Here is a 19,119-nt window from a genome sequence, read left to right as displayed (position 1 = left end):
CGCCGATCCGTAATAAACTATTTATAAACCATCATCCACAACGCCTCACCCGTAATGCGCGCGTTCTTCGCCGTCGACCTCCCGGACTCCCTCGCGCCGGCCGTCGCGGAGGCACAGGCCCCATTCGCGGACGCGTCGGGCGTCAACCCGGTCGACCCCGAACAGGCGCACGTGACGCTGAAGTTCCTCGGCGATGTCGGCGGACGCGACGACGAGACCGAACCGACGGTCGACGACGTGATCGCGGCCGGCGAGCGCGCCGTCGACCGCGCCGGCGTCGCCCCATTTAAATGCGCCGTCGCCGGCCTCGGCGTCTTCCCGAACCGCGAGTACGTCTCGGTCGTCTGGACCGGCGTCGACAGCGGGGCCGAGGCGCTCACCGCGCTCCACGAGGCCCTCGAAGCGGAGACGACCGCGCTCGGCGTCGACCCCGCCGACCACGAGTTCACGCCGCACGTCACGCTGGCCCGGGTCGAGAACGCGACCGGCGCGGAGGCGGTCCGCGACGCGCTCGACGCCGAGCGGCCCGAGGTCGGGACGCTCTCGGTCGACGAGATCCGACTGGTGAAATCGACGCTGACCGAGTCGGGACCCGAGTACGACGTCGTCCGGGAGTTCGACCTCGGGTGAGGCGAGCCGACACGCGCCGCCGGTGAGATTCTCACCGCTGATAGCCGCGGCCGTACGTTTAACGTACCGGATCGGTGAGGGGTTCACAGATGGACGACGGGCCGCGAACGGTGGGAAGCGCGGGGTCGACGGAGAGCGGCCGTGCCGGGCGCGACGGCAGTGCCGGGCGCGACGGCGACGGCCCTCCCGACCGCGGGCGCACGGACGGGGGTCGCTCCCCGGCGGTGGCGCGGCTCGGCCGCCGGTTCGACGCGTCGACGCGACGCGAGGCGGCCGAAGCGCTCGGCAACCCCTCCAGTTCGATGAGCGCCGACGCGAGCCGGATCGTCGAGGCGCTGTTCTCGACCGCGCTCGACGACCCCGACGAGGCCGTCCGCGCGGCGGCGATCGAGTCGCTGTACTTCCACGGCGACGACCACGTCGATCGGCTGGCGCGCCGGATCACAGAGCGGCGGGGCGGCGGCGCAGGCGGGGCGAACGGCGCGGGCAGCGGGTCACGGGCGGCAGGGCCCGGCGTCGCCGAGACGTTCTCGCGCTGGCTGGAACACGACCGGGCCGCGTATCGGATGCTCGGCGCGACCGGGCTGTCGGCCGTCGGCGGCGAGGGGGCCGCGCCCCGGCTCCGCGAGGCGTTCGACGACGACGACGCTCGGGTCCGCGCTCGGGCCGTCAGGGGGTACGCGCGAGTCGGCGGCGAGGCGGTCGAGGCGATCCGACCGCTGGTGAACGCACCGAACGACCTCGTGCGCGGCGCCGCGGTCGACGCGCTCGTCGCGATGGACAGCGACGACGCGGTCGAACTGCTGGCGCTCGCGGCGCGTCGCGGCAGCGAGCGGCTCCGGCTCGCCGTCGTCGACCGACTTGATGCGCTCGACCGGCGGGACGCGACCGGGGTGTTGATCGGGTCGCTGCGCGACCCCTCGGAGACGGTCAGCCGGGCGGCCGCGAGGTCCGTCGCCGCGGTGACCGCCGAGGCGGAGGCGGTCCCCGCGGGCGACGTTCGCGACCGCCTCCTCGCCGAGCGACCGTTCGAGACCGACGGCCTGCTCGCGGTGTTCCGGGCGGTCGCCGCGGAGCGGACCGCGTCCGGCCGGACCGGGAAGAGCGGAGGAGCGCCCGATCGGCCGCGAGAGGCCGTCGACGCCGAGACGAGGCGGTACGCGGCGTGGCTGTACTGCGAGCTCCTCGAAGCGGCCGACCCGGACGCGGCCGACCGGTCGGCGGCCGTCGAGTGGCTGATCGACACGCTCGACCACCGCGACCGGCTGGTGGCGGACCTCGCCGCGGCCTACCTGCCGCGGATCGTCTCGGCGGCCGCGACCGAGGAGGCGCCCTCAGAGGGCGCGACCGAGTCCCCGCTCGGCGTCGACGTCGAGCGGCGGCTGCGCGCGCTCGCGAGCGACGAGACCGCCTCGGAGAGCGCCCGCGAGCGCGCCAGGGCGGTGTTGCGGCGGTTCAAGCGGGCCGTCGTCGAGGCGGCCGCGGACCGCCACGTGGAGTACGTCTACGTCCGCTGGCCCGCGGACTACACCGAGAGCTACAGCGAGTGACCGAGCGACGAGACGGCGGGGGACCGGGCGTCCGCAGACGCGGACGCGGACGCGCCGGCGGAGCCCGCACCGGCCGCCGCGGCGGCGCGAAGCCGGGAGTTACGGCCGGCGGACGAATCGGCCGTCGTCGACCGCGACCCGCAGGTCGATCGTCTCGTCGAGGAAGTTCAGGACGGTGGCGACGTTGGGGTCCGCGTCGGCGTCGACGTACAGCTGTAACGCGCCGCCCGCGTCGTCGAGGCGCGCGGCGAGCATGCGGACGAACGCCACCGCCCGTTCGACGTCGAAGGAGGCGACGATCTGGTGGAAGACGCTCACTTCCAGCGAGATGCGCTCGCCGGGCTCGTGGTTGGCGTCGAGGATCCGCGAGACCGTCTCGCCGACCTCGTCCGGGGAGAGACGCGGGTCGAGCTCGACGATTTCGGCGTTGCGTCCCTCGAAGTCGACGTCGGGCGTCGCCTCGAAGTCGTACTCGCCGGTCGAGACGATAACCGTCCGCCGGGGCCACGCGTCGAGGGCCCCGTCGAGCGCGCGCACCAGCCGCTCCGGGGTGGGAGTCACGGCCACCGCCAGCCCCGCGGCGCCGTGGAAATGCGCCCGGAGCGGGTCGGCCTCGTCGCCGGCGGCCGGCCCGTCGACGCGGACGACGCCGTCCCAGCCCACCAGGTCCGCCACGTGAGCCCCGCCGGCGATCCGGTCGGCCACGTGCTCGTGGAGGTGCGTCTTGAACTCGGCGACGGCCCCGTCAGTGTCGTAGGCGGTCTTGGCCGTGGCGCAGTACGGACAGTCCCAACTCACGCGGAAGTCCGACTTCGAGAGGGCGTCGGAGTGGTGCGCGAGCAGGTGCGAGCCCGTCACCTCGGCCATCTCCGACCGGTCCCGCGTCCACGCGACGAACCCGCACCGGTCACACGCCCAGCGGCTCACCATGGTCGAGAACGTACCTCACGAGACCCGTCGGAAGTACATGTATGTTGTGTTACGTGTGGCCGGCCGCCGCGCGCGGCGGGCTCGGCGGGCGCGACGGGCGCGACGACGGCGGTCACGCGGAATCGACCGACCCGTCGCCGTCGACCGCCCCCGACGCGAACCCGTTCTCGTCGGCGTGTTCCACGCGGACCCGAGTGACCCGCGTCGCGGTCGCACCGGTGACGGCGAGCGTGACGTCGCCGACCGCGACGCGGTCGCCCTCGGACGGCAGCCGGCCGAGCTGTCTGGTTATCAGGCCCGCGACGGTCTCGGCGCCCGCGTCCGCGGGCAGCGCGAGCCCGAGCGTCTCGTTGAGGTGGGCCACCGTCGTCCACCCGCGGACCACGGCGGCGTCGGGCGCGACCACGTCGACGGCGTCCGTCTCCCACCGCCCGACCAGCTCGCCGACCACCTCCTCGAAGAGGTCCTCCAGCGTCGCGATCCCGACGACCGCGCCGTGTTCGTCGACGACGATCACCATCCGCGCCTCGCTCGCGCGCATCTCCGCGAACAGCTCGTCGAGCGGCTTCGTCTCGGGGACGAACGTCGGCTCGCTGAGGACGCTCGCGAGGTCGGCGCCCGTCTCCTCGGCGCGGATCGCGTCGCGGACGTCGAGGACGCCGATCACGTCGTCGCGGTTCTCGCCGTACACCGGCATCCGGGTGACGCCCTCGCTCGCGGCCCGCGAGAGCGCGTCCGCCGGCGTCGCCGTCCGCGGGAGCGCGACCACGTCGGTCCGGGGGACCATCACCGCGTCGACGGTCGTGGTCTCCAGATCGAGGACGCCGCGGATCATCGCGCCCTCGTCGGGGTCGAGCGCGCCCGCGGCCTCGCCCGACCGCACGAGCGTCGCGATCTCCTCGCGGGTGAGGTACGACTCGATCGCGGACTCGCCCCCCGTGAAGCGGTTGACGACCCCGGAGAGCGCCTCGAACACGTACAGGACGGGGCGGAGGACGCGCTGGATCGCGACGACGATCCGCGAGACGCGGAGCGCGTGCCGCTCGGCGTTGGCGACCGCGTACGACTTCGGCGCGATCTCGCCGAAGACGATGACGAAGAGCGAGGTGACGAGCGTCGACCCCGTGGCCGCCTCGCCGCCGGAGAAGCCGAACCGGACGAACACCGCGGTCGCGACCGACGCCGCGGCGATGTTGGCGACGTTGTTGCTCACGAGGGCCGTGACGAGGAAGCGGTGCGAGTCGTCGCGCAGCGCCGACAGCGCCCGGGCGCCGGGGACGTCGGTCGCGACGAGCGAGTCGATCCGGTGGGTCGGCACGGAGAACACCGCGAGTTCCGAACTGGAGAAGAAGGCGCTCACCGCGGTCAGCGCGAGGATGGCGCCGACGCCGACGAACGCGATCGTGAGGTCCATACCGTCACATGCGGGCGGGTATAAAAGGGAGTACCGACGCCGCAGATACCCACGAACGCGCATTCTCCACCGGAAACGGAGGGGTCGATACACACGAGCGCGGATCCGTTCGGGCGGCAAAACGGCGCGATTCGGAAAGCGTTAACCCCGCGCCGCGGGTGCGTTTCGACATGAAGGTACTCGTGACCGACCCCATCGCGGACGCGGGGTTGGACCGACTCAGAGACGCCGGCCACGAGGTCGTCACCGACTACGAGAGCGAGGGGGAGGCGTTGCTCGACGCCGTCGCCGACGCGAACGCGCTGATCGTGCGGTCCGGGACCGACGTGAACGAGGCCGTCTTCGAGGCCGCGACCGAGCTGGTCATCGTCGGCCGCGCCGGCATCGGCGTCGACAACATCGACATCGAGGCCGCCACCGACCACGGCGTCATCGTCGCGAACGCGCCCGAGGGGAACGTCCGCGCCGCCGCCGAGCACACCGTCGCGATGACGTTCGCCGTCGCGCGCTCGATCCCGCAGGCCCACGGCCGCCTCGTCGGCGGCGAGTGGGCGAAAGGCGAGTTCCTCGGCACCGAGGTGAACAACAAGACGCTCACCATCGTCGGGCTCGGCCGCGTCGGCCAGGAGGTCGCCAAGCGCCTCGACTCGCTCGGGATGGACCTCGTCGTCTACGACCCGTACATCTCCGAGGAGCGCGCCGACCGGATGGGCGCCGAGCTCGTCGAGGACCTCCACGACGCGCTCGCGGCCGGCGACTTCGCGACGATCCACACCCCGCTCCTCCCCGAGACGGAGGGGATGATCGGCGAGGCCGAGCTGGCACAGCTGGAGGGCGGCTACCTCATCAACTGCGCCCGCGGCGGCATCGTCGACGAGGGCGCGCTCGCCGAGGCGGTCGACGACGGCGTCCTCGCGGGCGCCGCGCTCGACTCCTTCGCGGAGGAGCCGCTCCCGCAGGACTCGCCGCTGCTCGACGTCGAGGAGATCGTCGTGACCCCCCACCTCGGCGCCTCGACGGAGGCGGCCCAGGAGAACGTCGCGGTCGACACCGCGGAGGCCGTCCTCGCGGCGTTCGACGACGAGCCCGTCCTGACCGCGCTCAACGCGCCCTCCGTCGACGAGAGCGCGTTCCCGCGGATCGAGCCGTACATCAACGTGGCCGAGACCGCCGGAAAGGTGGCCGCACAGCTGCTCGACGGCCGTATCACCGAGGTGGAGGCCACCTACGAGGGCGACATCGCCGCGGAGGAGGTCGACCTCGTCACCGCGAGCGCGCTGAAGGGCGTCTTCGAGCCGCTGGAGTGGCAGGTGAACGCGGTGAACGCGCCGCGGCTCGCGGAGGAGCGCGGCATCGAAGTGACCGAGTCGAAGACGCGACAGACCGACGACTTCCAGAGCCTCGTCCGCGTCACCGTCCGCAACGGCGACGACGAGATCGCGGTCGAGGGGACGCTGTTCGCGGGCGAGGACGCCCGCATCGTCCGGATCGACGGGTTCCGTGTCGACGCGGTCCCGTACGGCCACATGCTCGTCGCGCGCAACACCGACGAGCCCGGCGTCATCGGCCTCATCGGCACCGTCCTCGGCGACCACGACGTGAACATCGCCGGGATGTTCAACGGCCGCGAGACGCAGGGCGGGGAGGCGCTCACCGTCTACAACCTCGACTCGGCCGTCCCGGACGCGGCGGTCGAGGAGCTGCTCGCGGACGATCGGGTCGTCGAGATCACCGAGATCACGCTGGACGGCGCAGACGGGCGCGCCGACGAGTAGCGCGCCCGGTCGGCTATTTTTCCGTCGCGAGCGGCTCCGAGGGCGTGGCGAGCGCGTCCGGGTCGGCGACGATGGGCGCCGCGACCTCAGCGACCGGTCGGTCGCCGAAGCCGACGACGAACGCCGCGCCGTCGCCGACGGCCATCGCCCCCGCGTCGGGGACCGCGTCCGTCTCCCCGCGACCCCGCCCGGCGGCGACAGTCCACCCGTGCGACGCGGCGAGCGTCGCGACGGACGCGAGGCCGATCCCCGTGCCGTCGTCGGCGGTCGTGTAGCCGCGGTCGAAGGCCCGGTCGCGCTCCGCCGGCGGGATCCCGGGGCCGTCGTCGACGACCGCGAAGCCCCCGTCGAGCGCGACGGCGGTCACGGCCGGGTCGGGACCGGCGTGGACCGCCGCGTTCCGGAAGAGGTTCTCAAGGACGCTGCGCACCGCCGCCCTGTCCGCGACGTACGACTCGTCGCCCGCGACCGTCAGCGTCGCGGCCGCCGTCTCCGCGGTCCGCCACGCGTCCTCGGCCAGCGTCGCGAACCGGAACGACTCGGCGTCGGTGTCGGGGTCCGGGTGGTCGACGGCCGCGAGCGTCTCGTCGACGATCTCGAATATCCGGTCGTGAGCCCCCTCGACGCGCTCGATCGCCGCCTCGTCGCCCCCGGTCGCGAGGTCCGTGAACCCGTCCGCGACCGCCAGCGGGTTCTTGATGTCGTGCGCCAGCGCGTGCGTCAGCGTCTGGAGCCGGTCGTTCGCCACCTCCAGATCCCGCCGGTTGCGCTCCGAGTCGGTCACGTCCCGCAGCAGCAGCACCGTGCCCTGCGAGCGGCTACCGAGCGTCGGGAGCGGGACGGCCGAAAGCGAGACGAAGCGGGTCTCCCCGTCGACCTCGACGCGCAGCGGCTCGTCTGGGGCCTCCCCGCGCCGGTACGCGGCGCGGACCTCTGGGGCGCTCGACAGCGCGTCGGCGACCGTCGCGCCGACCGCGACGTCGTCGCCGAGCCACGCGCGCGCCGCCGGGTTCGTGTCCGCGATCCGACCGCTCCGGTCGACGACGACGATGGGGTCCGGGATCGCCTTCAGGGTCACCTGCCGGGCGACGGGCGTCACGCCGAGCGTCGGCCCGCGCCGGAGCGCGGCCGTGAAGGCGACGCCCGTGAGCACGAACAGGAGTTCGGGCCGGAACGCGGGCCCGCCCCCGAGGACGACGAACTGCGCGGCCCACGGCGCGCCGGCGCCGACGAGCAGCAGCCCCGCGGAGGTGCGGAACGCGGGCGCCGAGTCGTACACGCCGTACGCGAGCGTCGCGAACGTCGCGACGAGCAGGAGCTGCGAGTAGAGCCAGCCGGCCCACCACGCCGGGCCGAGCTCCCGGACCAGCACCGTTCCGGAGCCGAACGCGACGACGTCGGTGCCGGCCCGGACCAGCCCGTGGTAGTCGTTCGTCCAGCTCAGCAGCGTCAGCGCGGCGAGCGGGGCAGCCAGGACGAGCAGCCGGCGCCGCGAGATCCACGCGTCGTAGCCGAGGTACGACGCGACGAACGCGACCGCCGCGACCGGGACGACGGCGGTCGCGGGGTACTGGACGTTGAGCCAGAACACCTTGCCGGCCTCGGTCGCCGCGACCGCCTCGCCGAACAGCCCGGCGGACCACCAGAAGATCGCGCCCATGAACGCGGCCGCGGCGAGCCCGCCCGGCTCGTCGCGGTACTCGAACGCGGCCGCGGTGGCGCCGGCGGCCACGGTCGCGGCGAGCGCGGCGAGCGGCGCCGTCAGCGAGACGTCTATCAACTTGTTTGTTGTTCAATACGCTACTATATAATACAAACCGTCGGCGTATCGCGCCTGAATATCGGCGGCGCGGCCCGCGCGCGACGCGTCGAACCCGGGCGACCGGCGGGGCCAGAGGTCGGCGACCCGTCGGAGAGGTATGTTTATGAACTATCATTAAGAACGCTGATCTGTATGGTGGAAGCTGAGGTCCACGTCATCGACCGCGGCGGGTTGTACTGCGATATGAACTACATGATGGAGGCGAACACTATCGGGAGCCACGACGAACCCAACCCCGACACCGAGTACGGGGAGATCCCGGTGTGGAACCTCGTCATCGATCACCCGGAGGCGACGGTCCTCTGGGACACCGGATCGCACCACGACGCCGCCGACGGCCACTGGCCGGAGGGGCTCGTTCAGGCGTTCTATCCGCACGACGCGAGCGAGCACCGCCTCGACGACGACTTGGAGGACGCGGGCTACTCGCTCGACGACATCGACGCGGTGTTCCAGAGCCACCTCCACCTCGACCACGCCGGTGGCCTGGAGTTCTTCGCGGGCACCGACACGCCAGTGTACGTCCACGAGGAGGAGCTGAAGTTCGCCTACTACAGCGCGAAGACCGACGAGGGGAGCAGCGCGTACGTCCTCGACGACTTCGACCACGACCTGAACTGGCGGGTCCTCCACCGCGACCGCGAGGAGCGCTTCGCCGACCTGGAGTTCGTCCGCTTCCCCGGCCACACGCCCGGGCTCACCGGCTCGGTGATCCACCTCGACGACGAGGGGACGCTGGTGTTCACCGGCGATCAGGTGTACATGGACGAGAACTACGAGGCGGGCACGCCGCTCGGCGGGCCCCTCGTCTGGGGGAAGACGGAGTGGGCAGAGAGCCTGAACCGGATCCGCGAGCTGGAGCGACGTCACGACGCCGAGGTCGTGTTCGGCCACGACCCCGAGCAGTTCGAGGCGATCCAACCGGGGTGGGGTGTGTGAGCTACGAGCGCTCCGTCTCCGCCGACCCGCACGAGCTCTCGCCGGAGACGGTCTGGGAGGTCCAGATGCCGGCGGTCCGCGTGGGGGCGGGCGCGGCCGACGAGCTCGGCTACCAGCTCGGTCAGCTCGGGCTCGACGGCGACGAGCGCGGGCTGATCGTCACCGACTCGGACCTCGTCTCGCTGGGCCACGTCGACCGCGTCGCGGACGAGCTGGCGGCCGACGGCCTCGACGTCGACGTGTACGACGGGGTCGAGCGCGAGCCCAGCGTCGAGGCGGTCGGGGAGTGTATCGCGTTCGTCCGCGAAGAGATGGGCGAGGACGGGTACGACTTCTACCTCGGGTTGGGCGGCGGGAGCTGTATGGACACCGCGAAGGCGACCCGGGCCGTCATCGCGAACGGCGGCGACGTGCTCGACTACGTGGCCGCGCCGACGGGCGCGGGCGAGGACCTCACCGAGTCGGGCCCGCCGCTGATCCTGTTGCCGACGACGGCGGGGACGGGCTCCGAGATCTCCCCCGTCGCGATCCTCTCGGTGCCCGAGAAGGACATCAAGGAGGGGATCTCCAGCCCGCACGTCCGCGCCGACGCCGCGGTGCTCGACCCGACGCTCACCACGACGCTGCCGCCGGACCTCACGGCGAAGACCGCGATGGACGCGCTCGGCCACGCGATCGAGGGGTACACTACTCACCGGTACGACGACCTGCTCCGCCCCGAGGACCCCGCCGACCGCCCGGTGTACGCCGGCCGCACCGGCTTCACGGAGATGTTCAGCGAGAAGGCGATCGACCTGCTCTCCTCGAACGTGCGCCGCGTCGTCAACAACGGCGACGACGTCGAGGCGCGCGGCGCGATGCTGAAGGGCGCGCTGTTCGGCGCGATCGCCGGGCTCACCGCCGGCGCGAGCCTCGCGCACGCGATGGCGTACCCCGTCGGTAACAACTACCACACCTATCACGGGGAGACGATCGCGGCGCTCACGCCCGCGAGCACCCTCGGCTACAACGTCGCCAGCGACCCGCCGCGGTTCGCGAAGGTGGCGGAGATGCTCGGCGCCGACACCTCGGGGATGAGCACCCGGGAGGCCGCCGACGAGGCCCGAGAGGAGTTCGTGCGGCTCCAGCGCGACCTCAACGTGCTCCCGAGCGGACTCAACGAACTGGCCGGAATCACCGACGACGACATCGGCGTACTCGCCGAGAGCACCGTGGAGAGCCAGCAGCGGCTGCTCCGGTGTAACCCGCGGCCCGTGACGGCGGAGGACGTCGAGGAGGTGTTCCGGGACGCGCTGTACAACTGGGAGTAGCGCGCGCGGCCGACCCGATCAGTCGTGTAAGAGGTCGAGGATCGAGTCGACGTCGTTCGGGACCGGCTCCGGGTCGCCGCCGGCCTCGTAGGCCGCGTCGGGATCTTTTAAGAGATGGCCGGTCGTCAGGCAGACGACCCGCTCGTCGTCGTCGACGACGCCCGAACGCCGGAGCTTCTTGAGGCCCGCGAGGCTCGCCGCTGAGGCGGGCTCGACGCCGACGCCCTCGCTGGCGAGGTGGCGCTGCGCGGCGGTGATCTCCGCGTCGCTCACGGCGACCGCGGTGCCGCCGGTGTTGCGGATCCCGGGGATCGCTTTCGGCGCGTTGACCGGGTTGCCGATGCGGATCGCGGTCGCGCGCGTCTCGACCTCCTCCCAGCGACGGACCTCGTCGTTCCCTTCCTCGATCGCCTCGACCATCGGTGCCGCGCCCTCGGCCTGCACGCCGGTGAGCTTGGGGACCTCGTCGACGTCGAGCGCGCCCGACTGGACGAGCTCGCGGAATCCTTTATAAAGCGCGGAGGTGTTCCCCGCGTTGCCGACGGGGAGGACGATCCGGTCCGGGAACGTCCCGTAGTCGGCGTAGAACTCCTCGAGGATCTCGAAGCCGATCGTCTTCTGTCCCTCCAGCCGGAAGGGGTTCAGCGAGTTGAGCAGGTACGCCTCGCCGCGGGCGGCCAGCTCCTGGACGATGTCGAGGCAGGCGTCGAAGTTGCCGTCGACCTCCAGGATTCGCGCGCCGTGGAGGCTGGCCTGCGCGATCTTCCCCGCGGCGACCTTCCCCGCCGGCAGGAGGACGAGCGTCTGCATCCCGCCGCGGCCGCCGTACGCCGCGAGCGCGGCCGAGGTGTTCCCCGTCGAGGCGCACGCGAGCGCGCCGACGCCCAGCTCCTTCGCGACGCGGACGCCGACGGTCATCCCGCGGTCCTTGAACGAGCCGGTGGGGTTCATCCCCTCGTGTTTGATCCGGAGCGCGTCGACGCCGACCGACTCCTCGATGCGCGGGACGCGGTGGAGCGGGGTGTCGCCCTCGGGGAGGGTGACGCCGAGGTCGAAGGGGAGCGCCTCGCGGTAGCGCCAGACGCCGCGCTCGGGCCCGTCGGAGGGCGCGCCCGCGCCGAACTCGTCGAACGTCGGCGGGTCGGCGTACCGGACTTCCAGCAGGCCGTCGCACTCGTCGCAGGTGTACCGGACGGCCTCGAAGGGGGCGAACGTCTCGTCGCACTCGATACAGGCGAGCCACGTCCCGTCGGCGGCGCAGTCGGGCGCCGCCGGGGCCGGGGCGTCGATAGCGAGATCCATTACGTCGAGGTCCGTTCCGCCGCGGCTTAAGACGGGCGGTCGGAACGGACGTTGCCGGCCGGAACGAAGGTGTTCGGTCGTCGCTGGCCGGAACGAAGCTGTCCGGTCTCAGTCGACGATGATCTCGGAGGTGTCGTCGCCCTCGTCCCCGCCGGAGCCGAGGCGGTCCTGGTAGCGCTGGATCCAGTCGGCGAAGCAGTCGGGGCAGAGCCGCTGGGTGTCGATGTTCGCCCGGTCGACGCTCAGCCGGACGGTGCGCGAGAGCGCGTCCGTCGTGGGCTCGCCGCAGGCGTCGCAGGGCTCGGTCGTCGGCGCGTCGCTCATGTCGTATCGGTCGCGGCGCCGGCTCTTAAAAGTACGTCGACGGAACCGAGGCGTCTCGGCGGCGACACGACCGCTCAGACGGTCCGGAACGCGCGGTCGCCGGCGTCGCCGAGGCCGGGGACGATGAACCCGTCGTCGTCGAGGTGATCGTCGATGGCGACCGTCAGCAGGTCCGCCTCGGGGACCGCCTCGCTCACGCGGACGAGGCCGGCGGGCGCGGAGACCGCCGAGAGCACGAACAGGTCCTCGAAGTCGGCGGCCTCGTCGAGGACGTGGTCGAGGACGGCGACCATCGTCGACCCCGTCGCGAGCATCGGGTCGGCGACGATGACGGTGTCCTCCGGCCGGATCTCGGGGAGCTTCACGTAGTCGATGGTGATCGGGAACTCGCCGTCCGCGGTCATCCCGGCCTCCTCGTCGCGGCCGGCGGAGATGACGCCCTGTTTCGCGCGCGGGAACGCCTTCAACAGCCCCTCGACGAACGGCGTCGCGGCGCGGAGGACGTTGATTATCACCACGTCGTCGAGGCCCTTCACCCGCTCGCCGGTCGTCTCCGCGAGGGGGGTCTCGACGGGGACGTACTCCGTCTCCATCGCGCCGTCGATGATCTCGTAGCCGCAGATGCGGCCGAGCTTCACGAGCCCCTTCCGGAACGCCACCTGCTCCGTCTCGACGTCGCGCAGCCGCGAGAGGGTGTCCGTCGCCAGCGCGTGGGTGATGAGGTACGCGTCGTCGCGGTCTTCGATCGTCATTGTCGGGAGACGGGCCGCGTTCGGCTTAAAAGATGGCGAAAATCGCCGGTTCGAGGGAGCGCGTCCGAACGCGGAGGCGGGCGACGCGTGAGGGCGGAGGGAACGCCGCCGCGGTCACCGCAGCACGACGACGTACGTCAGCGCGAAGATGACGAGCGCGAGGGAGGCGACGTTCGTCGCGGTGACCTCGGCGACGTCGAGCAGCTGGAGCCCCCAGAACGCGGTCCACGCGAACAGCCCAGAGAGGACGGCGTTCAGGAGCAACACCACCCGCGGGTCACCCTCCGACCCCTCGACGCCCTCGCGAATTCCCTCGGGTTCCTCTCCCGCTCCCCGCTGATCGTCGCTCATACGCCTACGCCGGGCGGAGCGTCACTTAGCTCTTCGCCACGACGCCCGCGACGTTTTGTCCGCGCGGGCCGTAGCGGCTCTCGCCGATCGAGATGCGCGTTCACAACAAGCACGGAGACCGGATCGACCCCGTCCCCTTCCTCGTCACCGTCGGGCTCGCGTTCATGATCGCGTTTTCCTTCGGTCCGATATACGGGCTCGCGTACGGGTTCGCGCTGCGGGCCGCGCTGGCGCTGTCGGGGGCGGCGTTCGCCGGCGCGACGGCGCTCGCGTACCGGCAGTTGGTCCGGAGCGCGCCCGCTATCGACGCCGGTCCCCTCCCGCCGGGACCGCGCGTCGAGCGGCTGTTCTACGCGGCGGTCGGGCTGGGCGTCGCGCTGGTCGCGCTCACGCTCCCGCTGCTCTGACGCCGAGCGTTCGGTCCCGCCACGCCGCCGATCCACGGTAATGTGTCACAATCGCACAGCGGCGGGAGCGTAATGGAGCGGGACGACGTACGCGGGCGTATGAGCGTTTTCGACAGGCTGTCGCGCGCGTTGCGGGGACCGACGCGGAGCGCGCCGGAGACCGCCGGCGACGACGGCTCCGAGGGGTCGTACTGGTGCGACGACTGCGGCGTGCGGGTCCGCGACGTCGCCGTCGACGAGGCGGGGCTCGACCGCGACGACGATGGGGTGCCGGCGTGTCCGGACTGCGGCGACGCGATGCGCTTCGAGCGCGCGAGCGGCCACGGCTGCGCCTGCTGAGCGCGAACGTCTCGGTTTATAAACGGGTCAGGGCTCGCGGAGCACAATCGCCTCGCCCTCCCGATCGATCAGGGCTCGCGGAGCACCGTCGCCTCGCCCTCCCGATCGATCAGGGCTCGCGGAGCACCGTCGCCTCGCCCTGATCGGTCGGGAACGGCGCGGGATCGGCGTCGGCGGGGTCGTCGCCGACGCCCGGGTCGCCGAGCGCCGCGATCTCCTCGTCCGTCAGGAGCGCGTCGTCGAGCCGGTCGACGAGCGCGGCCTCGTCGACCCCGGTGCCGATGACGACGAACTCGGTCCGGCGGTCGCCGTGGTCGTCATCCCACTCCAAGTCCGGGCGGTTCGAGCGCAGCATGTCGCGCTCGACCGACGGGAGGCTCGCGATCCACGGGCCGAGCGCCTCGACGCGGACCGACCGCCCGGCCTGCCCGACCTGCTGGCGCTGATCGGTGCCGGCCACCCACAACGTCCCCTTCGAGCGGACCACGTCGGCCGGGAGGTCCCGCAGGAGCGCGGCGATCCGCTCCGGGTGAAAGGGTCGCCGGCGGCGGTAGGTGAAGGAGGTGACGCCGTACACCTCGTCGGGGTGGCGGTGGACGTGACTCCCCTCCGAATCGCCGCTGTGGTCGTGGTCGTCCGCGAGCGCGCGCTTCCAGCCGGGGAGGTCACCGACCTCGCCCTCGTCGAACAGCCCGACGTCGAGGATCCGGTCCGGGTCGACCGCCGAGAACTCCGTGACGACCGTCTCCGCGTCGGGCTGGAGCGCCCCCACGAGGCCGACCGCCTCGTCGACCTCCGCGTCGGTACAGAGGTCCGCCTTGTTACACACCACGAGGTTCGACACCTCGACCTGCTCGACGAGGAGGTCCGAGAGCGGGCGGTCGGCGTCGCCGTCGCCCGCGCCGCCGTTCCCGCGGCCGTCGCCCGCGCCGCCGTTCCCGCGGCCGTCGTCGGTCGCTGCGTCCGCGTCCGGATCGACGCGCCGCTCCGGCGTCTCGTCGCCCGCGAACGCGTCGAGGAACTGCCGCGTGTCGATCACGGTCACCAGCGCGTCGACGCGGTAGCGGGCCGCCGCGCGAGACTCGGTCGTGAACAGCCGCGCGACCGGCGCGGGTTCCGAGATACCAGAGGACTCGACGACCAGAGCGTCGAAGGAGCGCTCGTTCGCGAGCCGCACCACGGCGCTTTCGAGGTCGTCCTGCAGCTCACAGCAGATACAGCCGTTCGACAGTTCGGTGACGCCCTCAATGTCGACCTCGGACTCCTCCGCGATCAGGTCCGCGTCGACGTTCACGTCGCCCATGTCGTTGACGAGGACCGCGACGTCGCGGTCGCCGGCGTTCCGGAGCAGGTGGTTGAGGAGCGTCGTCTTGCCCGCGCCGAGTCCCCCCGAGAGCACGGTCACCGGGATGCGGTCGTCCATACGGTCGGATCGGCCACGACGCTCTTGAACCCCCGGGCGGCGCGGGGGAGCGACCGGGCGCCGGGGGCCGCCACGGCGCGATCCGAGCCGATACGTTGATAGGCGGGGGTCGTCGAACTCGCGGTATGGTTCTGTCCGCCTCCGCCGTGTCGCTCGTCAGCGTCGCGGTGACCGTGCTGATGGTCGCCGCGATGCTGTATCTCGTCTGGGGAGCGCTCGGCGACGACATCCACACGCCGAGCCCTGGCAACGAGGACCGACCGGATTTGGACGACGACGACGCCGAATCCGACGAGGCGTCGAGCGAGCTCACGGACGGGAACACCGCCTGACGACCCGCGCTCCGCGGGCGACTCCGTTCCGCGGGCCGTGACTGCGCCGCCCCGGCCGCGACAGGTTTTAACGCGGGAGGAGTGTCATGAGAAATGATGACAGTAGCCGACCGGATCGAGACGTTTCGGGCCACGCTGGAGGAGTGGCTCCGGGGCCTGTACCACGGGATGATCACGCATCCGGCCTACGAGAAGATCGAGAAGGAGGCCGAGGACACCGAAGACGAGTTCATGCTCGCGTGTTTCCCGGACGCGTTCGGGATCCCGTCGCCGGTGTCGTACTACACCGCCGAGCTGCTCCCGTACCTCGAAGACGAGTTCGAGGCGTGGGAGCGGCGGCTGTGGGACCGCGAGACGCTGATCGAGCGGAAGGGTCAGCAGTACCACTTCTGATGACGGACCGGCGCACACTCCGCGACTGATGGAGCAGTTCGTCTTCTTCGGCGGCAAGGGCGGCGTCGGAAAGACCACCGTCTCGTGCGCGTACGCCCACCGCTGCGCCCGCGACGGGGTGCGAACGCTCGTCGTCTCCACCGACCCGGCCCACTCCGTGTCGGACGTGTTCGACCAGCAGTTCGGCGACGAGCCGGAGTCGGTCGCCGGCGTCGAGGGGCTGGACGCATTGGAGCTCGACCCCGAAGACGAGATGCAGCGGCATCTGGACGAGATCCGCGAGGCGCTCTCGGAGCAGGTGTCGGCCGCGATGGTCTCGGAGATCAACCGCCAGCTGGAGATGTCCCACGGGACGCCCGGCGCGTACGAGTCGGCGCTGTTCGACGCGTTCGTCGACGTGATGCGCACGGAGAGCGAGCCGTACGACCGCGTCGTCTTCGACACCGCGCCCACGGGGTCGACGCTCCGGCTGCTCGGGCTCCCGGAGTTCCTCGGGGACTGGATCGACCGGCTGCTGTACAAGCGCAAGCAGTCGATCGACCTGTTCGAGAAGGCCGCGGTCGGGGATATGGAGCCTCGACGCCTGCTGGAGGGCGACCCCGTGATCGAGCGGCTCCAGCGGCGCAAGGAGTTCTTCGAGTACGCCGGCGAGACGATGCGGAACGAGGCCGCCTTCTTCCTCGTGTTCAACCCCGACCAGCTCTCGGTCAACGAGACGGCCCGGGCGATCGAGGGGTTCACCGAGCGCGACCTGCGGGTCCGCGGGCTGGTGGCGAACAAGCTCACGCCGTCGCCCGACGAGGACGAGGAGGGACGCGGCGCGCGCTACCTCCGCGAGAAGGTCGAGACCGAGCGCGAGCGACTCGCGCAGGTCCGCGAGGGGTTCGACCCGCCGCTCGTCGCCGAGATCGAGTCTCGGACCACCGAGGTCCGCGGAGACGTGCTCGCCGACGTCGCCGCCTCCCTCGACGTGGAACCGTGACGCGCGGAACGCGGGCGGCGGGTCGGCCTCACTCTCCCGCGGCGGAGCGGTTCCACCGGACCGAACCGGGAGACCCGGGGCGCGCGCGAGGTCGATCGGAGCGCCGATAGTGCGAATTTTACCGGAGAGTCAGAGAAAAGAACCGGGTTTCGGCGACGGCCCCGACGTGACCGGAAGATATTGACGTTATCCATCATGAACGAAAGTAACGTTTAAGTTGAACATAGTGAACCGATACCACGAGGCAGGGAACCTATGACAAGTGTAATTTGGATCGTCGTTGCCGTGCTGGGCACGTTCACCGTGGGGTACATGGGGTACTCGCGGTATCTTTCGCAGTTCGTCGAACTCGACGACGAGCGGGAGACGCCGGCACACAAGTACGAAGACGGACAGGAGTACGTACCGTCGAAGAAGCCGGTACTACTGGGGCACCACTTCTCAAGCATCGCGGGCGGCGCACCGATTGTCGGCCCGATCACGGCGGGAGCGATCTGGGGATGGGTCCCCGCGCTGCTGTGGGTCGCGATCGGGAACCCGCTGATGGGCGCGGTCCACGACTTCATCTCGCTGTCGAGCTCGATCCGCCACGAGGGGCGCTCGATCGGCTACATCGTCGGGCAGTACGTCGGGGAACGGGGCAAGAACCTGCTGCTGTGGTTCGCGTTCCTCACGATCATCCTCGTCGTCGCCGTGTTCGCGCTGGTCGTCGGGATCGTGTTGAACGCGTTCCCGTCGGCGGCGACAGCGAGCTTCGTGTACATCGGGCTCGCGGTCGTGTTCGGCGTGTACCTCTACCAGCTCGACGGACCGTTCATTCCCGGGACCGTCGTGTTCGTCGCCGGCGTGTTCGCCGGCGTCTGGGTCGGCATCCAGTACCCGTTCGCGTTCTTCGAGCTGGCGGGCGACGCCTCTCACGCCGCGGGCACGTTCGTCCTCTTCGAGGGGAGCACGGGGTCGTGGGTCCCCGGCGCGGGCGCGCTCGGCGGCAACACGGCCGCGTGGGTGCCCGTCATCCTGATATACGCGGTGATCGCCAGCGCCCTCCCGGTCTGGACGCTGCTCCAGCCGCGCGACTACCTGTCGTCGTTCCTGCTGTACGCGGGCGTCGGCGGCGCGCTGGTGGCGATCATCGTCGGCACGGTGCTCGGAACGTCCTCGCAGCCGCTCGTCGTCGACAGCAGCATCCAGCCGTTCCAGGGGTTCATGGGGGTCGACAGCCGTGCGCCGTACCCGCTGTTCCCCATGCTGTTCGTGACGATCGCCTGCGGGACGATCAGCGGCTTCCACTCGCTCGTCTCCTCGGGGACGACGGCCAAGCAGCTGAACAAGGAGAGCGACGCGCGGCTCATCGGTTACGGCGGCATGCTCGGTGAGGGGTTACTCGCCGCGACGGCGCTGTCCGCGCTCGCCATCGCCGGGTTCGCGTCCGACGCCGCGGCCGGCGGCATCGGCGGCGCGCTGCCGAACTTCGCGACCGGCGGCGGGATCATCCTCACGAGCCTGAACATCCCCACCGCGTACGGCGCCCCCTTCATGGCGCTGGTGCTCGTGAGCTTCCTGCTCACCTCCACGGACACGGCCGCGCGGCTCGGCCGCTACATGATGGAGGAGATCGTCGGGACGAAAGGGACCCAGAGCGAGACCGGCTTCGCGGGCGGCATCGGTTCGTTCGCCCGCGGCCGGTACACGAACCCGGTCATTCAGGGGCTCATCGCGTACGCGCTGGTCATCTCCGGCGAGTGGGCGACCCTGTGGGCGCTGTTCGGGAGCGCGAATCAGCTGCTCGCCGCGCTCGCGCTGCTCACCGGAACGGTCTGGCTCGCCAACTGGGACGAGACGAAACAGCTCGTCAGCACGGGCGTGCCGATGGCGATCATGGTCGCGATCACCGTGATCGCCCTGGCGTTCCTGGCTGGGTACCAGTGGCTCTTCGTCAATCTGATCCAGGGCGGCGTCACCGGCATCGGCGGCCAGATCTCGATGGTCGTCCGCATCCTGCTCGCGGCCGTCCTCGTCTACCTCGCGCTGTCGCTCGTGCGCATCGGCTACAGCAACATCACGAGCGTCCGCGGCGGCGACCGTCCCGCGGCGGAACCGAGCGACGACTGACGCCGACGGCCGTCCCCGCCCCCGCGTTCCCT

General features: G+C 71.3%; 19 protein-coding genes. 11 read left to right on the top strand and 8 right to left on the bottom strand.

Features of this window, described 5'->3' with window-relative positions:
• Positions 1–54 precede the first annotated feature (54 nt).
• Positions 55–630: an RNA 2',3'-cyclic phosphodiesterase gene (thpR, locus tag C470_RS09050; RefSeq protein ID WP_008366744.1), complete on the top strand. Its 576-nt coding sequence runs from the start codon at positions 55–57 to the stop codon at positions 628–630.
• An 89-nt stretch (positions 631–719) separates the two neighbouring features.
• Positions 720–2,180 (top strand): HEAT repeat domain-containing protein, encoded by a 1,461-nt coding sequence (locus C470_RS09045; RefSeq protein ID WP_008366742.1) that lies wholly within the window; start codon positions 720–722, stop codon positions 2,178–2,180.
• 99 nt (positions 2,181–2,279) lie between these two features.
• Here the strand turns inward: C470_RS09045 and C470_RS09040 are convergent, their stop codons facing one another.
• A complete protein-coding gene (locus C470_RS09040; protein ID WP_004599270.1) occupies positions 2,280–3,110 on the bottom strand; it encodes a DUF7504 family protein in 831 nt (276 codons plus the stop codon).
• 112 nt (positions 3,111–3,222) lie between these two features.
• Complete coding sequence (locus tag C470_RS09035) at positions 3,223–4,524, bottom strand: hemolysin family protein (protein WP_008366739.1); 1,302 nt, start codon at positions 4,522–4,524, stop codon at positions 3,223–3,225.
• Positions 4,525–4,694: 170 nt separating this feature from the next.
• On the opposite strand from C470_RS09035, the gene serA reads away from it, so the two are divergent.
• On the top strand, positions 4,695–6,299 hold the full coding sequence (gene serA, locus C470_RS09030) for a phosphoglycerate dehydrogenase (protein ID WP_008366737.1): 1,605 nt from the start codon (positions 4,695–4,697) through the stop codon (positions 6,297–6,299).
• 13 nt (positions 6,300–6,312) lie between these two features.
• Here serA and C470_RS09025 read toward each other — a convergent pair whose 3' ends face one another.
• On the bottom strand, positions 6,313–8,079 hold the full coding sequence (locus tag C470_RS09025; protein ID WP_008366735.1) for a histidine kinase N-terminal 7TM domain-containing protein: 1,767 nt from the start codon (positions 8,077–8,079) through the stop codon (positions 6,313–6,315).
• A 174-nt stretch (positions 8,080–8,253) separates the two neighbouring features.
• Here C470_RS09025 and C470_RS09020 point away from each other — a divergent pair, with 174 nt between their 5' ends.
• Together C470_RS09020 and C470_RS09015 are read left to right on the top strand one after the other, a co-directional pair.
• On the top strand, positions 8,254–9,060 hold the full coding sequence (locus tag C470_RS09020; protein WP_008366734.1) for an N-acyl homoserine lactonase family protein: 807 nt from the start codon (positions 8,254–8,256) through the stop codon (positions 9,058–9,060).
• Positions 9,057–10,370 carry a hydroxyacid-oxoacid transhydrogenase gene (locus tag C470_RS09015; RefSeq protein WP_008366732.1) on the top strand — a complete coding sequence of 438 codons (1,314 nt, stop codon included), beginning with the start codon at positions 9,057–9,059 and terminating at the stop codon, positions 10,368–10,370. The genes C470_RS09020 and C470_RS09015 overlap by 4 nt, the downstream gene beginning before the upstream one ends.
• Before the next feature lie 18 nt (positions 10,371–10,388).
• Here the strand turns inward: C470_RS09015 and thrC are convergent, their stop codons facing one another.
• From thrC to C470_RS08995, 4 genes are all read right to left on the bottom strand, one after another.
• The gene (thrC, locus tag C470_RS09010) at positions 10,389–11,672 is read right to left on the bottom strand and encodes a threonine synthase (RefSeq protein WP_008366730.1); all 1,284 of its coding nucleotides are present in this window, start codon (positions 11,670–11,672) and stop codon (positions 10,389–10,391) included.
• 108 nt (positions 11,673–11,780) lie between these two features.
• Positions 11,781–11,996 (bottom strand): DUF7569 family protein, encoded by a 216-nt coding sequence (locus tag C470_RS09005; RefSeq protein WP_004599263.1) that lies wholly within the window; start codon positions 11,994–11,996, stop codon positions 11,781–11,783.
• Between the two features lie 74 nt (positions 11,997–12,070).
• A complete protein-coding gene (gene upp / locus C470_RS09000; RefSeq protein ID WP_004599262.1) occupies positions 12,071–12,748 on the bottom strand; it encodes a uracil phosphoribosyltransferase in 678 nt (225 codons plus the stop codon).
• Positions 12,749–12,862: 114 nt separating this feature from the next.
• Positions 12,863–13,099: a hypothetical protein gene (locus tag C470_RS08995; protein ID WP_008366728.1), complete on the bottom strand. Its 237-nt coding sequence runs from the start codon at positions 13,097–13,099 to the stop codon at positions 12,863–12,865.
• Positions 13,100–13,191: 92 nt separating this feature from the next.
• Here C470_RS08995 and C470_RS08990 point away from each other — a divergent pair, with 92 nt between their 5' ends.
• Together C470_RS08990 and C470_RS08985 are read left to right on the top strand one after the other, a co-directional pair.
• Positions 13,192–13,506, top strand: coding sequence for a hypothetical protein (locus tag C470_RS08990; RefSeq protein ID WP_008366726.1), 315 nt, complete (start codon positions 13,192–13,194; stop codon positions 13,504–13,506).
• 72 nt (positions 13,507–13,578) lie between these two features.
• The gene (locus tag C470_RS08985) at positions 13,579–13,845 is read left to right on the top strand and encodes a hypothetical protein (protein ID WP_008366724.1); all 267 of its coding nucleotides are present in this window, start codon (positions 13,579–13,581) and stop codon (positions 13,843–13,845) included.
• Between the two features lie 109 nt (positions 13,846–13,954).
• Here C470_RS08985 and C470_RS08980 read toward each other — a convergent pair whose 3' ends face one another.
• Positions 13,955–15,268, bottom strand: a complete 1,314-nt coding sequence (locus C470_RS08980) for a CobW family GTP-binding protein (protein ID WP_008366723.1) — start codon at positions 15,266–15,268, stop codon at positions 13,955–13,957.
• 125 nt (positions 15,269–15,393) lie between these two features.
• Between C470_RS08980 and C470_RS08975 the strand changes: the two genes are divergently transcribed.
• From C470_RS08975 to C470_RS08960, 4 genes are all read left to right on the top strand, one after another.
• Complete coding sequence (locus tag C470_RS08975) at positions 15,394–15,600, top strand: hypothetical protein (protein WP_004599257.1); 207 nt, start codon at positions 15,394–15,396, stop codon at positions 15,598–15,600.
• Between the two features lie 96 nt (positions 15,601–15,696).
• Entirely contained in the window at positions 15,697–15,993 is a 297-nt protein-coding gene (locus C470_RS08970) for a hypothetical protein (RefSeq protein WP_004599256.1), read from the top strand.
• Positions 15,994–16,021: 28 nt separating this feature from the next.
• Complete coding sequence (locus C470_RS08965; RefSeq protein ID WP_008366720.1) at positions 16,022–16,975, top strand: ArsA family ATPase; 954 nt, start codon at positions 16,022–16,024, stop codon at positions 16,973–16,975.
• A 255-nt stretch (positions 16,976–17,230) separates the two neighbouring features.
• Positions 17,231–19,087, top strand: a complete 1,857-nt coding sequence (locus C470_RS08960; RefSeq protein WP_007345668.1) for a carbon starvation CstA family protein — start codon at positions 17,231–17,233, stop codon at positions 19,085–19,087.
• Positions 19,088–19,119 lie beyond the last annotated feature (32 nt).

It is taken from the genome of Halorubrum distributum JCM 13561, assembly GCF_000337395.1.
GTDB classification, from domain to species: domain Archaea; phylum Halobacteriota; class Halobacteria; order Halobacteriales; family Haloferacaceae; genus Halorubrum; species Halorubrum distributum.
Note: the sequence above shows the minus strand (reverse complement) of the source record. Positions and strands in the feature narration are given on the sequence as shown.